We start from the raw sequence: 16,017 nt of genomic DNA on the forward strand, positions 1-16,017 counted from the left end.
TATGATCGTGCAGACTGATGGCCGACCGGGAGGAGCCCCGTTGGAACCGCCCCTGCACGGCATCACGGTCGTCGCTCTCGAACAGGCCGTGGCAGCGCCCTTCGCGACCCGCCAGCTCGCCGACCTCGGCGCACGCGTCATCAAGATCGAGCGTCCGGGGCGCGGCGACTTCGCCCGTGAGTACGACTCCAGCGTGAAGGGCCTCTCCGCCTACTTCGTGTGGGTCAACCGCGGCAAGGAGAGCGTCGTCCTGGACCTCAAGGAGCCGACCGACCGCGCGCTGCTCGACCGTCTCCTCGCCCGTGCCGACGTGTTCATACAGAACCTGGCCCCGGGCGCGGCCGACCGGCTCGGGCTCGACAGCGAGAGGCTGCGCGCACGGCACCCGCGGCTGATCACCTGCGACGTCTCCGGCTACGGCCCGGACGGCCCGTACCGCGACAAGAAGGCCTACGACCTGCTGGTCCAGTGCGAAGCGGGGCTGGTCTCGATCACCGGCACCGCGGACTCGCCCGCCCGGTCCGGCATTTCCGTGGCCGACATCGCGGGAGCGGTGTACGCCTACTCGGGCATCCTGACGGCCCTCTACGAACGCGAGCGCACCGGACGGGGATCAGCGCTCGCCGTCTCCCTCCTCGATGCGCTCGCGGAGTGGATGGGCCATCCGTATTTCACCCAGGAGTACGGCGGCACGCCCATCACGCGCAGTGCCGCCCGACATCCCTCCATCTCCCCCTACGGCCATTACCGGTGCGGGGACGGAGCACAGGTCTTTCTCAGTGTGCAGAGCGACCGGGAGTGGGGCGCCCTGTGTGAACAGGTGCTGCGCCGACCGGCGTTGGTCCGCGACCCTCGCTTCGCCGACAACCCGTTGCGTCACGCGCACGACGGGGAACTGACGGCACTCGTGGAGGAATGTTTCGCCGCGCACACGGCGGACGGCGTCGTCGCCCTGCTCGACCGGGCGGGGATCGCCAACGCCCGGCTGCGGACGGTCGCCGAACTGGCCGACCATCCGCAGCTGGCGGCGCGCGACCGGTGGCGCGACTTCGGTTCGCCTGCCGGTCCGCTGCGCGGCCTGCTGCCGCCCGTCCAGGTCGCCGGGCGGGAAGCGGTGATGGGGCCGGTGCCGGCGCTCGGCGAGCACACGGCTGCGATCCGCGCGGAGTTCGCCGGGACGCCGGAGCCGTGAGGCCGCGGCGAACTCCGCCCGGGAGCACGGCTCAGCAGCCGTTGCTGTCCTCCGTCAGCTCTCCCTGGGCCGTGGCCAGGGTCCGGTCGTAGCAGGCACCCGGTCCGAGAAGGCGGTAGCGCTCGCGCGAGACGCCTGTGGCATGCCGCTGTTCACGGGGCACGTTCTGGTTGTACGCGGCGTCGCCCGTGTAGGTGTCGTCCAGCCGTGACCAGTCGGTGCGCCGTCCGCCCCGCAGGGTGGCGGTGTCCGCGCGGTCGCCCATGGTCATCGTCGTGCGGAGCCGGTTGCCGCTGTCCACGGTCGTCGCGCCGTCCATGGTGTAGGTGCGCCGGTTGCTGGTGACTGTCGCAGGACCGTGGCCGTGGACGGTCACCGTCTCGTCGTCGTTCCAGCGTGCCTGCAGCGCGTCCGTCGATTCGTCCGCGTTCCAGCGGTGTGCGGAGCTTGCGGTGAGCCTGCGGGTGACGGTCGTGGTGACCCGTCCGTGCGAGGTGTCGAGGTATCCCGCGACCGTGAGCGAGTGTCCGCCCTCTGCTGTCAACCGGCGTTCGTCGCCCGGCTCGTAGGACGTCGTGTTGACGGGGTCACCCGCCCGGCTCGTGAGCAGTGCGCCGGTCACGTGCGCGGCCTTCGCGTCCTGCCAGACCAGGATGTTGGTGGGGGTGCTCCAGCCGCTCTGTCCGGCGGGCACGCCGGTGACCGACACGGCGATCCGGTGGGGACGTCCGTCGTTCAGCTGTCCGGCGAACGGGGTGAGGTCGTACTCCACCGGGCGCACGTCGAAGGCGCGCGGACCCGGAATCACGTACCACAGGAAGGGGTTGGACCATCCGCCCGTCCACACGGTCGGGAACGGTGCCGCGATTCCCGCGAGCTTGCCGTCGACCGTGACCTGCACCTCGCGGTACGGGCCGTCCTTGGTCCTGCACGAGTACGGCGCGGTGTCCGGCACCGCCAGGTACCAGAACTCCTCGCAGCCGCCGCCCGATCCGGTGGCGTACACCTCGGCCACGATGCGCTCGCTGTTGCGCGGCGTGGTGAGCTGCCCCTCGTACACCGCGCCGTCGGTGCGGGCGTCCTGCAGCGTGAGGACCTTGTCGGGGGTGTCCGCCTCCTTCGCCCGGCCCTGTGCCGTGAAGAAGGTCAAGGTCGCCTTGACCTTGATGACGCCGGTGTAGGTCCCGTCCACGGTGTTGCCGATGAGCATCTCGACGGGCTGCTGTTCGCGCAGCGTGGCGGCGTACCGTGTGACGTCCTTCTCCGCCTTCCAGGTGATGCCCTGGGGCGAGGGTTCGGGGGTCGAGGCGCGCAGGACCTCCACACCGCCGATGTGCAGGTAGCCGAGCCGGTCGTACTGCCGCCCGGCCACGGATCCTTCGAGCCTCAGGACGACCTTGTTCCAGCGGTGGCCGCACTTGGCGGGCGGTGTGTAGGTGCCCTTGTAGGGCGTGTAGTCACGGAACTCGGTGTCGGCGACGGTCACTTGGCAGGAGGGGGTGTCCGGGACGGACACGGGCGGGGCCGCGGTGACCGGGTCGTGCCAGTGGGTGCCGAACTCGGTGGGCGGCTCTGCGGCCGCGGCCGGGCCCGCGCCCAGCACCAGGCCCGCAGCAGCGGCGCACAGAGTGAGCAGTATTCGTCTCATGGGGCAGGAGTGAAGCGCTTCGTACTGCCGTGCACCAGTGCCCCGTTGGCCTGATCCGCAGTGCGTGCGGAAAAACCAGTTGAATTCGCCATCCCGGTGACGCGAGCCTTGCACGGCTCCCTCCCACTCCCCTGCCGAATCCGGGTTGCCATGCACATTCGCGATCTTCCGTATGCCGATCCCGGCCGACCGGACGTCCGATCGGGCCCGCGCCTGCTGCTCTGGCTGGGCCGGAACCAGCTGGGCGGCCAGGTGAAAGCCCTGCTGTGGGGCGTCCTGCACATGTCGTCCGTCGCCCTCTTCCCGTTGGCCGTGGGCCTGGCCGTGCAGGCCGTCGTGGACCGCTCCGGTGCCCGACTGGCGCTCGCGGGCGGCCTGATGGCGCTCTTCGGCGCGCTCACCACTCTGGGTGACACGATGCTGCACCGGGTGGCCGTCACCAACTGGATCACCGCTGCGGCGCGGATACAGCAGCTTCTGGCCCGCAAGACGGCGGAGTTGGGCGCCACGCTGACCCGTCGCGTCGCGGCGGGCGAGGTCGTGGCCGTGTCCACGGGCGACGTCGAGAAGATCGGCTGGTTCGTGGAAGCCCTGTCGCGCTTCGCCTCCGCGGCGTTCACCACGGTGGCGGTGTGTGTGGCCCTGGTGGTCTACCAGCCCGCCCTGGGGGCCGTGGTCGCCCTGGGCGTGCCCGTCCTGGCACTGGCGGTGCTGCCTCTGCTGCCGCCTGCGACGCGGCGTGCCGACGCGCAGCGCGACAAGGCCGGACGGGCCACGGAGCTGGCGTCGGACACCGTGGCCGGCCTGCGGGTGCTGCGAGGCATCGGCGGTGAGGAGCTGTTCCTCTCCCGCTACCGTCGTGCGTCGCAGGACGTGCGCAGGGCGGCCGTGCGCAGCGCCCGCATGTGGGCGCTGATCGCTGCGGTGCAGGTGCTCCTGCCGGGGCTGCTGCTGATCGCCGTGGTCTGGTACGGGGTCAGCCTGGCCCGGGACGGCCGGATCGGTGTCGGCGAGCTGGTGACGGTGTACGGCATGGTCACGTTCCTGCTGTTCCCGCTCCGGCAGTTCGAGGAGATCGCCATGGCGTACTCCTTCTCCCGGCCCTCGGCGCAGCGCGCGGCCCGGGTGCTGGCCCTGCACCGCTCTGCGTCCCCTGCGGAGCAGGCTGAGGGGCACGAGGCCGCTCTGACGGGCGACTTGTACGACCCGGTGACCGGACTGCTCGCCCCTGCAGGGGAGATGACGGCCGTGGTGTGCGGCGATCCGGATGCCGCGGGCCTGCTCGCCGATCGGCTGGGCGGGCATGCCGCGGAAGCCGGGGCGGGAGTGCCGTCGGTGCTGCTGGGCGGTGTGGCGCTGGACAGTGTGCCGCTGGATGCGGCGCGCACCGCAGTGCTCGTCCAGGACAAGGACCCCGTCCTGCTGTCCGGGACGCTGGCGGAGCTGCTGGACGTGCCCTGCTCCGGCGCGGTGCCGGCGGGAGCCGCACTGGAGGCGGCCGAGTGCGGAGACGCGCTGGACTCCCTGGCCCGCGCGTCCGGCGCGGACACGGCCGACCCGATGGGTGCGCGGATCACCGAACGCGGCCGCTCGCTGTCCGGCGGGCAGCGCCAGCGGCTGGCCCTGGCACGGTCGTTGGTGACCGATCCCGAGGTGCTGGTGCTGGACGAGCCGACGTCGGCGGTCGACTCGCACACCGAGGCGCGGGTCGCCGAGGGGGTGCGCAGGCTGCGCCACGGTCGTACGACGGTGGTGTTCACCTCCAGCCCCCTGCTGCTCGACCGTGCGGACCGTGTGGTCTTCGTCCATGACGGCCGGGTGGCGGCGGTGGGCGCCCACAGTGAACTGTTGCGCTGCGACCCGGTGTACCACGCGGTCGTCACCCGGCAGACGGATGAGGAATCGGACAGGGAGCTCGTGGAGTCGAGGACACCCGCGACGGGCGAGCAGATCGAGGAGTCGGCATGATCGGCGTGGCACCACCGGCCTACGACCCGGCGGCCCCGGAGTCGGCGACGACCCTGCCGGTCGGCAGGCCGTCGACGGTGCGGAGCTATGTGAGGCGTCTGCTGCGCAGGCACCGCAGAGACTTCGCCCTGCTGGTCGGCGCGAATGCGGTCTCCGTGATCGCCTCGATGGTCGGACCGTGGCTGCTGGGCAGGCTCGTCGAGGACTTGTCGTCCGGTGCACAGGACCTTCATCTGGGCCGTACGGTTTCGCTGTTTGCGGTCGCCCTGGCCGTTCAGACGGTTTTCGTCCGCGCGGTGCGACTGCGCGGTGCGGTGCTCGGCGAGCAGATGCTCGCCGACCTGCGCGAGGACTTTCTCGTGCGGTCGGTGGCCCTGCCGCCCGGCGTGCTGGAACGGGCCGGGACGGGCGACCTGTTGTCGCGCATCACCACGGACATCGACCGGCTGGCCAACGCCATGCGCGAGGCCGTTCCGCAACTGGCCATCGGCTTCGTCTGGGCAGGGCTGCTGCTGGGTGCTCTGACGCTCACGGCTCCGCCCCTGGCGCTGAGCGTGCTGGTGGCGATCCCGGTCGTGGTGATCGGCGGGCGCTGGTACTTCCGCCGGGCACCGAGTGCCTACCGCTCCGAAGCGGCGGGGTACGCCGCCGTCGCGGCGTCGCTGACGGAGACCGTGGACGCCGGGCGGACCGTCGAGGCGCACCGGCTGGGCGAGCGCCGTGTGTCCCTCTCCGACCGCCGGATCCGCGAATGGACGCAGTGGGAGCGCTACACGCTGTGGCTCCGTTCGGTCCTCTATCCCGTGATCAATGTGACGCACGTCCTGCTGCTCGGTGCGGTCCTGGTGCTCGGGGGCGTCTTCGTGCTGCAGGGCTGGATCTCGGTGGGCGAGCTGACGACCGGTGCGCTCTTCGCGCAGATGCTCACCGAGCCCGTGGGGCTGATCCTGCGCTGGTACGACGAGCTCCAGATCGCCCAGGTCTCGCTGGCCCGGCTGGTGGGCATCCATGAGATCGAGTCCGGTGCCGTGGACGAGCGCGCGGACCCGGCCGGGCGCGAGGTGCGGGCGGAAGAGGTGCGCTTCGGCTACCTGCCCGGCGGCGATGTGCTCCACGGGGTGTCCCTGGACGTCAGTCCGGGCACCCGGGTGGCGCTCGTCGGCCCGTCGGGCGCGGGCAAGTCGACGCTGGGCCGGCTGCTGGCCGGGGTGTACGCGCCGCGGGCCGGTGCGGTGACGCTCGGGGGCGCGGAGCTGGCGCGGATGCCGGCCGAGCGGGTGCGCCGCCATGTGGCGCTGGTCAACCAGGAGCACCACGTCTTCGTGGGCTCGTTGCGCGACAACCTGCTGCTCGCCCGTACGGACGCGGGGGACGGCGAGCTGTGGGTGGCTCTCGGCGCGGTGGACGCCGAGGGCTGGGCCCGCGGCCTGGAGGCCGGGCTGGACACCGAGGTCGGTTCGGGCGGCCTGGCGCTGACCCCGGCACAGGCCCAGCAGATCGCGCTGGCCCGGCTGGTGCTCGCCGATCCGCACACGCTGGTGCTGGACGAGGCGACCTCGCTGCTCGACCCGCGCGCGGCCCGGCATCTGGAGCGCTCGCTGGCGAAGGTGCTGGAGGGCCGCACGGTCGTGGCCATCGCGCACCGGCTGCACACCGCCCACGACGCGGACGTGATCGTGGTGGCGGAGGAGGGGCGGATCAGCGAGATGGGCAGTCACGACGAACTGGTCGCGGCGGACGGCCCGTACGCGGCGCTGTGGCGGTCCTGGCACCGGTAGCAGGCGGTACCGCCGGTCAGACGATCTCCAGTGCCCCGAGCCCGCCGAGGGCGCCGAGCAGCATGAAGGAGGGCATGAGCACCTTCAGCTCCACCCAGCTGCCGGCGCGGAAGCGCATGGCCTTCGGCGGGCCGACCGGGTACCAGCGCTTGCGGCCGATGGGCAGGGGCCACAGGATCGGGCAGCCGGAGACGGTGAGCGCGTCGCCGATGTCGTGCACCAGGGCGCCGAGGACGATGGGCAGGCCGAGCCACATGTACTCCTCGCCGGACCCGGAGAACAGCCAGTCGGATCCGTTGCCCGGGCGGTTGAGCACCTCGGCGAGGATCCAGGCGCCCGCCGCGCCCAGGAGCCAGACCAGGATGTCGCTGGACATCCTGGCCACCCGCCACAGCAGGCCCTCGACCGCGAGCACCACGTGGACGAAGAGGATGCCGAGCACGGCCCAGCGTCCGCCGGTCACGGCCAGCGCGGAGGCGCCGGCGCCGATCAGCAGGGCCCACAGCGCGGTGTGGGTGAGAGTGCGGTGGCCCCCGTTGCGCCGGGGGTCGCCCTTCATCCGGGTCGCCTTGTAGACGGCGTGGGAGAGGCGGTCGATGATCTCGCACAGGTTCCGCGATATCGGACCGAACGCCCGCGATATGGTCGCCGACTTGTGGTCGAGGTCCGGGGCGAGCGCCGCCCCGGCACAGATCAGCGCCCCGACGACGAGCACCGGCCAGGGCATCGCGTGGCCCGCCGCCGCGGCGGCGGCACCCGCCCCCAGCCAGGCGGCCGCTCCGGACAACGAGTGCGCCGGTCCCATCATGCTCGATTCCACCCCTTTGCTGCCCGGAGTCCTCTTTCTGACGCCGGATCGGGTACTCAGCGTAACCGCCCGCAGGTCGCCCACCACCGCCCGGTTCCCTGATCCGGCCCCGGACCAGGCAGTATGGAGACGTGACCCTTATCGATCAGATGCCGAGCCATGCCGACCCCGACGCCCTTTTCGAAGCGTTCTCGACCTGGGCCGAGGAGCGGGGCATCACGCTCTACCCCGCTCAGGAGGAGGCGCTGATCGAGGTGGTCTCCGGGGCCAACGTGATCCTTTCCACGCCGACCGGCTCCGGCAAGAGCCTGGTGGCCGCCGGTGCGCACTTCACGGCGCTCGCCAACGACCAGGTCACCTTCTACACGGCGCCCATCAAGGCGCTGGTGTCGGAGAAGTTCTTCGACCTGTGCAAGATCTTCGGCACGGAGAACGTCGGGATGCTCACCGGCGACGCCTCGGTCAATGCCGATGCGCCGGTCATCTGCTGCACGGCCGAGGTCCTCGCCTCCATCGCCCTGCGGGACGGCAAGGACGCCGACATCGGCCAGGTCGTGATGGACGAGTTCCACTTCTATGCGGAGCCGGACCGGGGCTGGGCGTGGCAGATCCCGATCCTGGAGCTTCCGCAGGCGCAGTTCGTCCTGATGTCCGCCACCCTCGGTGACGTCTCCCGCTTCGAGGAGGACCTCACCCGGCGCACCGGCCGGCCCACCTCGGTCGTACGCTCCGCGACCCGGCCCGTCCCGCTGTCGTACGAGTACCGCGCGACGCCGCTCACCGAGACGCTGACCGAGCTCCTGCAGACGCAGCAGGCCCCCGTCTACATCGTCCACTTCACCCAGGCCGCCGCCGTCGAGCGGGCGCAGGCGCTCATGAGCATCAACATGTGCTCGCGCGAGGAGAAGGACGAGATCGCCAAGCTCATCGGCAACTTCCGGTTCACCACCAAGTTCGGCAGGAACCTCTCGCGCTTCGTGCGGCACGGCATCGGCGTGCACCACGCGGGGATGCTGCCGAAGTACCGGCGGCTGGTGGAACGGCTGGCACAGGCCGGGCTGCTCAAGGTCATCTGCGGTACGGACACCCTCGGCGTCGGCGTCAACGTGCCGATCCGCACGGTGCTGTTCACCGCGCTGACCAAGTACGACGGCCAGCGGGTGCGCACGCTGCGCGCCCGGGAGTTCCATCAGATCGCAGGCCGGGCCGGCCGGGCCGGCTTCGACACGGCCGGCTTTGTCGTGGCCCAGGCGCCCGACCACGTCGTCGAGAACGAGAAGGCGCTCGCCAAGGCCGGCGACGACCCCAAGAAGCGCCGCAAGGTGGTCCGCAAGAAGGCTCCCGAGGGCTTCGTCAACTGGACCGAGAACACCTTCGAGAAGCTCATCGCCTCCGAGCCGGAGCAGCTCACCTCCCGCTTCCGGGTCACCCACGCGATGCTCCTGGCGGTCATCGCGCGTCCGGGCAACGCCTTCGAGGCGATGCGCCGGATGCTGGAGGACAACCACGAGCCCCGCAGGAACCAGCTGCGGCACATCCGCCGGGCGATCGCGATCTACCGCTCGCTGCTGGACGGCGGTGTGGTCGAGCGGCTCGACGAGCCGGACGCCGAGGGCCGCATCGTGCGGCTGACCGTGGACCTGCAGTCGGACTTCGCGCTCAACCAGCCGCTGTCGACATTCGCCCTGGCCTCCTTCGAACTCCTCGACCCGGAGTCGCCCTCCTACGCCCTCGACATGGTCTCGGTCGTGGAGTCGACGCTGGACGACCCGCGGCAGATCCTGGTGGCACAGCAGAACAAGGCGCGTGGCGAGGCCGTCGCGGCGATGAAGGCCGAAGGCATCGAGTACGAGGAGCGCATGGAGCGCCTCGCCGACATCAGCTACCCCAAGCCGCTGGAGGAGTTGCTGTCCCACGCCTACGACGTCTACCGCAAGAGCCACCCCTGGGTCGGCGATCACCCGCTGTCCCCGAAGTCCGTCATCCGCGACATGTACGAGCGGGCCATGACGTTCACGGAGTTCACCTCCTTCTACGATCTTGCGCGGACCGAGGGCATCGTGCTGCGGTACCTGGCGAGCGCCTACAAGGCTCTGGACCACACCGTGCCGGACGACCTGAAGTCCGACGACTTCGAGGATCTGATCGCCTGGCTGGGCGAGATGGTCCGCCAGGTCGACTCGAGCCTGCTGGACGAATGGGAGCAACTGGCCAACCCCGAGGAGGAGTCGGCGGAGGAGGCGCAGGACCGCGCCGACCAGGTCAAGCCGGTCACGGCCAACGCCCGCGCCTTCCGGGTGCTGGTGCGCAACGCGATGTTCCGCCGGGTCGAGCTGGCCGCTCTCGACAAGGTCGCCGAGCTCGGTGAGATGGATGCCGACGCGGGCTGGGACGAGGACCGCTGGGGCGAGGCGATGGACGCCTACTGGGACGAGTACGAGGAGCTGGGGACCGGCCCCGACGCCCGCGGTCCCAAGCTGCTCAGCATCGAGGAGCGTCCGGAGGACGGGCTGTGGCGGGTCCGGCAGACCTTCGCCGACCCGAACGGCGACCACGACTGGGGCATCTCCGCCGAGGTGGACCTCGCCGCCTCCGACGAGGAGGGCCGCGCCGTGGTGCGGGTCATGAACGTCGGCCAGCTGTAGCCGCTTCGGCCCGCCGGGCGCCCCGCCACGACAGCAGTCGGCGCAGTCCGTGCGGCCGGGCGGGCTCCGGCGTCACCGGCGGAGTGTCCGGTACCAGGGTGTCCGGGACGATCCGGGGCGGGCTCTCCTCCCTGCGCGGCGGGCACCGGTCCGCCCGGGCCTCCTGCAGAGCGGCCCAAAGGCAGTGCCGGTACCACTCGATCTCGTCCGGATCCTCCGCCACCACCAGCGCATCGATCACTTCACGGGCGGCCGGGGCCACCGGGCGGGCGGAGACGAGGACGGGGCGCAGCAGACGCAGGTGGGCGCGCTCGTCCGGATCCGGCACCGCATCGGCCAGCTGGACCGGATCGAGCACGGCCGCGAGGGCGGCCGCGCGCTGCCAGGCGTCCTCGGCCCGGCCGGTGAGCTGCTCGACGCGGCGGGCCCGCCAGCTGCGCGGACGCCGGTCCGTGCGCTCCTCCGGCGCCGCGCGCAGCGGGAAGGGGCTGCGGCCGGTGAGCAGTTCGGGACGGCGGTCGGCGAACTCCGCGAGGTCCGAGGCGAGATAGTGCCAGACCACGGCCCGGTACCGGTTCACATAGAACCTCACCGGCGCGAAGTGGCCGCCGCGGGCGAGGCGTCCGAAGCGGGAGGGGCTGATGCCCATCAGCTCGGCGCCCTCGGCGGTGCCGACCACCCACAGCCGGGAACGCAGGGCCTCGGGGAAGCCCCCGGCGGCCCGATGGCGCTCGATCTCCTCCTGCGGCACCCGGCGCCGCCCGCCGGGACCGCACACGAGGGTCCGCACCTCCCCCAGCTGCACGGCCAGTTCGAAGTCCCGGGGTGTGAGCCCCAGCTCCCGGGCCGCCCGCGCGAACGGGACCCCCTGCTCCTGACGTACCGTCATGACATCCTCCCCCGCCATCGATCGACTACCGACAGTCACGACGATAGCGCAGGGTGACGACATCGGCCCAGGCCTGTGGATAACTCCGGTGTCCCGCCGCGGAGTACGAGGTCAGCGGCCTTCGCGGGCCCGTCGGCCCGGGGGGTTCTGCTGTCGCGCGGCGCCGCCCGGGTGCTCGCCGATGCGATGGACGAGGAGCGTCATCTCGTACGCGACCCGGCCGATGTCGGTCTCGGCGCCGCCCAGGACACAGAGACAGCTGCCCTCGCCCGCGGCGGTCACGAACAGGACCCCCTCGTCGAATTCGATCACCGTCTGACGTACGCGTCCCGCCCGGAACTGCCTGCCTGCCCCTCTGGCGAGGCTCTGCAGCCCCGAGGCGACCGCGGCCAGGTGCTCGGCGTCCTCCCGCTCCAGGCCCGCGCTCGCCCCCGTCACCAGGCCGTCGTTGGACAACACCAGCGCGTACCGTATCGACTCGACGCGCTGGGCCAGGTCGTCCAGCAGCCCCTCGAGTTCCTTGCCCTCGGTCATACCCCGCCTCCCCGTCCCCGCAGTTCCCCGATTCCCCCGCAACTGCCGTGCAAGCCTTGCTCACCCGAGCCCTCCCGGCAACCCGCCGGGCCCTTCGGTACGCACCTGTTCGCCGACCGGAACGGAATGCGGACACGCCACGACAACCCCGGTTTTCACCGCACGGTCGGCACCGGGTTTCCCGGCGGTTCAATTCGCCGGACTCCGGGAACACTTGAACAACCGCAGGCTTTGCTTCACGGGGCAGGTGATCACTGTGCTCCACAAATTCCGCAAGCGTCTTGGGGAATCCGGGCAGCCGTCGGTCCGGGCCCCACGGCCCTCCGCGGCCCCGCAGCGCAATCTGTTCGAGGCGGCGGCCCTGTACGTGGCGGCGTGCGCCGAGAACGACGGCGAGCGCAGCGCGGAGGCGGCGCGGTGGGTCTCGCCCGAGGCCCTCACGTTCGGGGTCAACGAGCTGGCCTGCCGTGCGGTCATAGCCCTCGCCCGCGAGCAGGACGAGGCGCCGCTGACCGTGGCGCGCTCCCTGCTCGGTCTGCCCGCCGCATGACGGCCGGCCCGCTGCGCTCCCGCCACAGGGCGCACCGGGCCGCCGTCGGCCTAGACGCGCTCCAGGGGAAGCTGCGGCCCGTCGGGCAGCTCCACCTGCACGGGATCCCCGGGGCGGACCTCGCCGCCCGCCAGGACGACGCCCATTACACCGGCCTTGCGCACGACGGAACCGTCCTCCGCGCGCCCCACGACCTCCTTGAGCAGGCCCCGGCGGAACCCCTCGATCTGCAGGCACGGGTTGCGCAGGCCGGTGATCTCGACGACCGCCTGCGAACCCAGCCGCAGGCGGGCGCCGTGGGGAAGACCCAGCAGGTCGATCCCGCGGGTGGTGACGTTCTCCCCCAGCTGACCGGGCCCGACCGTGAAACCTGCCGCGGCCACCTCGTCGAACAGTTCCTGCTGAATGAGGTGCACCTGACGGAGGTTGGGCTGCGCCGGGTCCTGTGCAACGCGCGAGCGGTGCTGCACCGTCACCCCCAAGTGCGCATCGCCCTCGACTCCCAGCCCTTCCAGCAGTCTGATCCGGTCCCGCACCGGCTTGCTGAACTCGTGCTCACCGCTGCTGCACACCGCCGTCACCTTGCCCATAACGGCCCGGCCTCCCCTCGGTCGCCTGCGACACCGACCCTTCGACCCTAACTCCCCGCACCGACAGCGCGTTCGTCGCGCTGCGCTCGGCCCGTGTTCCCGAACCCGTCACTTCCAGGTCGTGTACATGCCACTACCGGCGGCCCTACGCTGCCACCGCACCCGCACACCCCCACCGATTCCCCCAGTACGGAGGACCTCGTGCCCGCCGACGCCAGACATCCGCAGAGCCCGCGCCCCCTCCGCCGACGCCGACTCGGCGCCCTGGCCGCGGCGTTCGGGCTCGCCGCCACCTCCCTCGGCCTGTGGGCCGCCGACTCCTCCGCCGCCGCGGCCCTGCCCACCCCGGACCACGTGGTGGTGGTCGTCTTCGAGAACCACGCCTACGACCAGGTCCTCGGCAGCTCCGGCGCCCCGTACATCAACGCACTGGCCTCCGGGGGCGCCAACCTGACCGCCTCGTACGCCGAGACCCACCCGAGCCAGCCGAACTACTACGCGCTGTTCTCCGGGGACACCCAGGGCATCACCGACGACAGCTGCGTCGACCCCGGGGCCCTCCAGGCGCCCAACCTCGCCTCGGAGCTGCTCGATGCGGGAAAGACCTGGGCGAGCTACAACGAGTCCCTTCCGTCGGAGGGTTCCACCACCTGCCGCAGCGGCAAGTACGCCCAGAAGCACAACCCCTGGTTCGGCTTCGGCAACGTGCCCACCAGCAGCGCGCACACCTTCGACAAGTTCCCCGGCGACTACAGCACTCTGCCGGCGGTCTCCTTCGTCATACCGAACCTGTGCAGCGACATGCACGACTGCTCCGTGGCCACCGGTGACACCTGGCTCAAGAACAACCTCAAGAGCTACGCCGACTGGGCCCAGAGCCACAACAGCCTGCTCCTTCTCACCTTCGACGAGGACAACCGGCTCAGCGGCAACCGCATCCCCACGGTCCTCTACGGGCAGCCCGTCAAGGCGGGATCGTCGGCCGACGACACGTACAACCACTACGACGTGCTGCACACGCTGGAGAGCATGTACGGCCTGCCGTACGCCGGAAGCTCCGCCGGCGCCAAGGACATCGCCGGCATCTGGAACAGCTGACCGTGTACCTCGCGGACAGCCGCACCACTCCTGCAGCGGGCACCGCCGGACGGGGCACGGGCCCCGTCCGGCGGGCCGTCGTCGTGCCCGGCACGGTGCTCGCCCTCGGCACCGTCAGCCTGATCACCGACGTCTCCTCCGAGATGGTCACCGCCGTCCTGCCGCTCTACCTCGTCGCCGGACTGGGCCTTTCTCCCCTCGGCTTCGGCCTGTTGGACGGCGTCTACAACGGAGTCAGCGCACTCGTCCGCTTCGCGGGCGGACGCCTCTCCGACCGCCGGGAGGGCGGCCACAAGACCGTGGCGGTCATCGGCTACGGCCTTTCCGCCCTCTGCAAGCCCCTGTTGCTCGTCGCGCACGGCGTGCCGCTGATCGGAGCGGTCCTCGCCGCAGACCGCACGGGGAAGGGCCTGCGCACCGCACCGCGCGACGCCATGATCTCGATGGCGAGCGAACCCGCCGGGCGTGGGCGGGCGTTCGGTGTGCACCGCGCCATGGACACGGCCGGCGCGCTCCTTGGTCCGCTGCTCGCCTTCCTCGTGCTCCGGGCCGCGGCGGAGGGCTACGACGCCGTCTTCACCGTCAGCGGCTGCGTGGCGGCACTGGGCGTCCTGGTACTGCTGCTGTTCGTCCCCGGACGCACCGGTACCACGCCCCCTGCCCGGCGCACGACAGCCGAACCGGTGTCGCTGCGCGAGCTGTTGCGACGGCCCGAGGTGCGCCGGCTGACGTGCTGCGCCGTGCTGCTGGGTCTGACCACGGTCAGCGATTCGTTCCTCTATCTGACCCTGCAGCGCCGACTGGACCTGTCCGAGTCCTGGTTCCCGCTGCTGCCGTTGGGCACGGCAGGAGCATTCCTCCTGCTGGCCGTGCCGTTCGGCGCGATCGCCGACCGTTTCGGCCGGAGGCGGCTGTTCCTCTGCGGCCATCTCGCGCTGTTGGCGGCATACGGGGTCCTCGTCGCGCCGGTCGGCGGTTCGGTCGCTCTCGTCTGTCCGGTGCTCGCGTTGCACGGCAGCTTCTACGCGGCCACCGACGGCGTGCTCGCCGCGGCGACCGCCGACGCCGTACCGGAGGCGGTCCGCGGCAGCGGGCTGGCCGTGGTGCAGACCGGTCAGGCCGCCGCCCGCTTCGTGTGCTCCATCGCCTTCGGAGCGGCATGGACGGCCTGGGGCGACCGCACCGCCCTGGGAGCAGCCTCCGCAGGGCTCGCCGTCTCGGCCGCCGTGAGCGCACTGCTGCTGCGCACCCCGTCCCCCGACACCCCGCCGGAGTCCGCCCGTTGAACCGCACGAAGCGCCTTGTCATCCTGTTCGCCGCCGTGTTGCTCCTGGGCGGCGTCGCCATAGGCGCCACCCTGCACGCCGCCGGCCGGGCCGCGGAGAAGGACCGTACGCAGGCGGGCGGCCCTCCGGTGCACACCGGTCAGGTCGGCCTGGACACGCCCGGACGCGAGGTCTTCCGCAACATGGCCTGGGGGCCGCACCGCGACGAGATCGTCTCGGTGCCCGCCGGCAGACCCGACGGACCGCGCACCGCCTCCGGCGTCAAGTGCCTGCGATTCCACACGGCGTCGGGAACCGGCATCTGCCTCCAGGCCGTGCACGGCAAGCTGCGCGACGCCTACCGTGCAGTCGTGCTCGACGCACGGCTGCACGAGCTGCACCACTACGACCTGGCGGGCATCCCCACCCGGGCGCGGGTGGCTCCCGACGGGCGTGCGGTGGCCTGGACCGTCTTCGTCAGCGGCGACTCCTACGCGGGCACCGCCTTTTCCACCCGCACCTCGGTCCTCGACCTGCGCACCGGCACGCTGGACCGCAACCTGGAGGACTACCGCCTCCTGGTGGACGACCGCCCGCACAAGGCACCGGACCTCAACGTCTGGGGCGTCACGTTCGCCGACGACGACCGCTTCTACGCCACCGTCGCCACCGTCGGCCGCACGTACCTGGTGAGCGGGGACCGCCGCACCCGCACGCTGCGCACCCTGCACACGAACGTGGAGTGCCCTTCCCTGTCACCCGACGGGACGCGCGTGGCCTACAAGAAGCGCGTCCAGGGCGCATCCTCCGATGCGCCCTGGCGGCTGTACGTCCTGGATCTGCGCACCATGCACGAGACCGCCACCGCCGAACAGCGGAACGTCGACGACCAGGCCGTCTGGCAGGACGACCACACGCTGCTCTATTCCCTGCCCGGCAATTACGGCTCCGATCTGTGGACCGTACCGGCGGACGGTTCGGGCCGCTCCCGCCGGGCGCTGCCCGCAGCGCTCGCACCGGCCTTCACCGGCCGGGCGTGACCGCCGTCCGGG

The 16,017-nt window shown here is 71.5% G+C and carries 13 protein-coding genes; 8 read left to right on the forward strand and 5 right to left on the reverse strand.

Annotation, left to right across the window (positions count from 1 at the left end; all coding sequences use genetic code 11):
* Positions 1-40 precede the first annotated feature (40 nt).
* A complete protein-coding gene (locus tag ACMATS_RS05595) occupies positions 41-1,192 on the forward strand; it encodes a CaiB/BaiF CoA transferase family protein (protein ID WP_414167092.1) in 1,152 nt (383 codons plus the stop codon).
* Between the two features lie 31 nt (positions 1,193-1,223).
* Here ACMATS_RS05595 and ACMATS_RS05600 read toward each other — a convergent pair whose 3' ends face one another.
* Entirely contained in the window at positions 1,224-2,840 is a 1,617-nt protein-coding gene (locus ACMATS_RS05600; RefSeq protein WP_414167093.1) for a peptide-N4-asparagine amidase, read from the reverse strand.
* Positions 2,841-2,990: 150 nt separating this feature from the next.
* Here ACMATS_RS05600 and ACMATS_RS05605 point away from each other — a divergent pair, with 150 nt between their 5' ends.
* Positions 2,991-4,808, forward strand: a complete 1,818-nt coding sequence (locus ACMATS_RS05605; RefSeq protein WP_414167094.1) for an ABC transporter transmembrane domain-containing protein — start codon at positions 2,991-2,993, stop codon at positions 4,806-4,808.
* Positions 4,805-6,586 carry an ABC transporter ATP-binding protein gene (locus ACMATS_RS05610; protein ID WP_414167095.1) on the forward strand — a complete coding sequence of 594 codons (1,782 nt, stop codon included), beginning with the start codon at positions 4,805-4,807 and terminating at the stop codon, positions 6,584-6,586. The genes ACMATS_RS05605 and ACMATS_RS05610 overlap by 4 nt, the downstream gene beginning before the upstream one ends.
* 16 nt (positions 6,587-6,602) lie before the next feature.
* Here the strand turns inward: ACMATS_RS05610 and ACMATS_RS05615 are convergent, their stop codons facing one another.
* Complete coding sequence (locus tag ACMATS_RS05615; RefSeq protein ID WP_414167096.1) at positions 6,603-7,394, reverse strand: metal-dependent hydrolase; 792 nt, start codon at positions 7,392-7,394, stop codon at positions 6,603-6,605.
* 131 nt (positions 7,395-7,525) lie between these two features.
* Here ACMATS_RS05615 and ACMATS_RS05620 point away from each other — a divergent pair, with 131 nt between their 5' ends.
* Positions 7,526-10,039, forward strand: coding sequence for a DEAD/DEAH box helicase (locus ACMATS_RS05620; protein WP_390778526.1), 2,514 nt, complete (start codon positions 7,526-7,528; stop codon positions 10,037-10,039).
* Here ACMATS_RS05620 and ACMATS_RS05625 read toward each other — a convergent pair.
* Together ACMATS_RS05625 and ACMATS_RS05630 are read right to left on the reverse strand one after the other, a co-directional pair.
* Entirely contained in the window at positions 10,017-10,928 is a 912-nt protein-coding gene (locus ACMATS_RS05625; protein WP_414167097.1) for a DUF6397 family protein, read from the reverse strand. The genes ACMATS_RS05620 and ACMATS_RS05625 overlap by 23 nt on opposite strands.
* Before the next feature lie 111 nt (positions 10,929-11,039).
* The gene (locus ACMATS_RS05630; RefSeq protein WP_391149057.1) at positions 11,040-11,462 is read right to left on the reverse strand and encodes a roadblock/LC7 domain-containing protein; all 423 of its coding nucleotides are present in this window, start codon (positions 11,460-11,462) and stop codon (positions 11,040-11,042) included.
* A gap of 247 nt (positions 11,463-11,709) precedes the next feature.
* On the opposite strand from ACMATS_RS05630, the gene ACMATS_RS05635 reads away from it, so the two are divergent.
* Positions 11,710-12,012: a hypothetical protein gene (locus ACMATS_RS05635; RefSeq protein ID WP_390778523.1), complete on the forward strand. Its 303-nt coding sequence runs from the start codon at positions 11,710-11,712 to the stop codon at positions 12,010-12,012.
* 50 nt (positions 12,013-12,062) lie between these two features.
* Here ACMATS_RS05635 and ACMATS_RS05640 read toward each other — a convergent pair whose 3' ends face one another.
* On the reverse strand, positions 12,063-12,602 hold the full coding sequence (locus ACMATS_RS05640) for an MOSC domain-containing protein (protein ID WP_414167098.1): 540 nt from the start codon (positions 12,600-12,602) through the stop codon (positions 12,063-12,065).
* Positions 12,603-12,803: 201 nt separating this feature from the next.
* On the opposite strand from ACMATS_RS05640, the gene ACMATS_RS05645 reads away from it, so the two are divergent.
* Genes ACMATS_RS05645 through ACMATS_RS05655 form a run of 3 tightly spaced genes read left to right on the forward strand, consistent with a single transcriptional unit; the run spans position 12,804 to position 16,005 of the window.
* Positions 12,804-13,700, forward strand: coding sequence for an alkaline phosphatase family protein (locus ACMATS_RS05645; RefSeq protein WP_414167099.1), 897 nt, complete (start codon positions 12,804-12,806; stop codon positions 13,698-13,700).
* A gap of 2 nt (positions 13,701-13,702) precedes the next feature.
* Positions 13,703-14,986, forward strand: coding sequence for an MFS transporter (locus tag ACMATS_RS05650; protein ID WP_414167100.1), 1,284 nt, complete (start codon positions 13,703-13,705; stop codon positions 14,984-14,986).
* Positions 14,983-16,005, forward strand: coding sequence for a TolB-like translocation protein (locus ACMATS_RS05655; RefSeq protein WP_414167101.1), 1,023 nt, complete (start codon positions 14,983-14,985; stop codon positions 16,003-16,005). The genes ACMATS_RS05650 and ACMATS_RS05655 overlap by 4 nt, the downstream gene beginning before the upstream one ends.
* Positions 16,006-16,017 lie beyond the last annotated feature (12 nt).

Origin of the sequence: Streptoverticillium reticulum (assembly GCF_047456005.1) — a bacterium.
In the GTDB taxonomy this organism is placed as follows: Bacteria; Actinomycetota; Actinomycetes; order Streptomycetales; family Streptomycetaceae; genus Streptomyces; species Streptomyces reticulum.

Coding starts and splice junctions, on each gene's coding strand:
- ACMATS_RS05640 (WP_414167098.1), bottom strand. CDS start 12,602: ATGGGCAAGGTGACGGCGGTGTGCAGCAGCGGTGAGCACGAGTTCAGC.
- ACMATS_RS05630 (WP_391149057.1), bottom strand. CDS start 11,462: ATGACCGAGGGCAAGGAACTCGAGGGGCTGCTGGACGACCTGGCCCAG.
- ACMATS_RS05625 (WP_414167097.1), bottom strand. CDS start 10,928: ATGACGGTACGTCAGGAGCAGGGGGTCCCGTTCGCGCGGGCGGCCCGG.
- ACMATS_RS05610 (WP_414167095.1), top strand. CDS start 4,805: ATGATCGGCGTGGCACCACCGGCCTACGACCCGGCGGCCCCGGAGTCG.
- ACMATS_RS05600 (WP_414167093.1), bottom strand. CDS start 2,840: ATGAGACGAATACTGCTCACTCTGTGCGCCGCTGCTGCGGGCCTGGTG.
- ACMATS_RS05615 (WP_414167096.1), bottom strand. CDS start 7,394: ATGATGGGACCGGCGCACTCGTTGTCCGGAGCGGCCGCCTGGCTGGGG.
- ACMATS_RS05605 (WP_414167094.1), top strand. CDS start 2,991: ATGCACATTCGCGATCTTCCGTATGCCGATCCCGGCCGACCGGACGTC.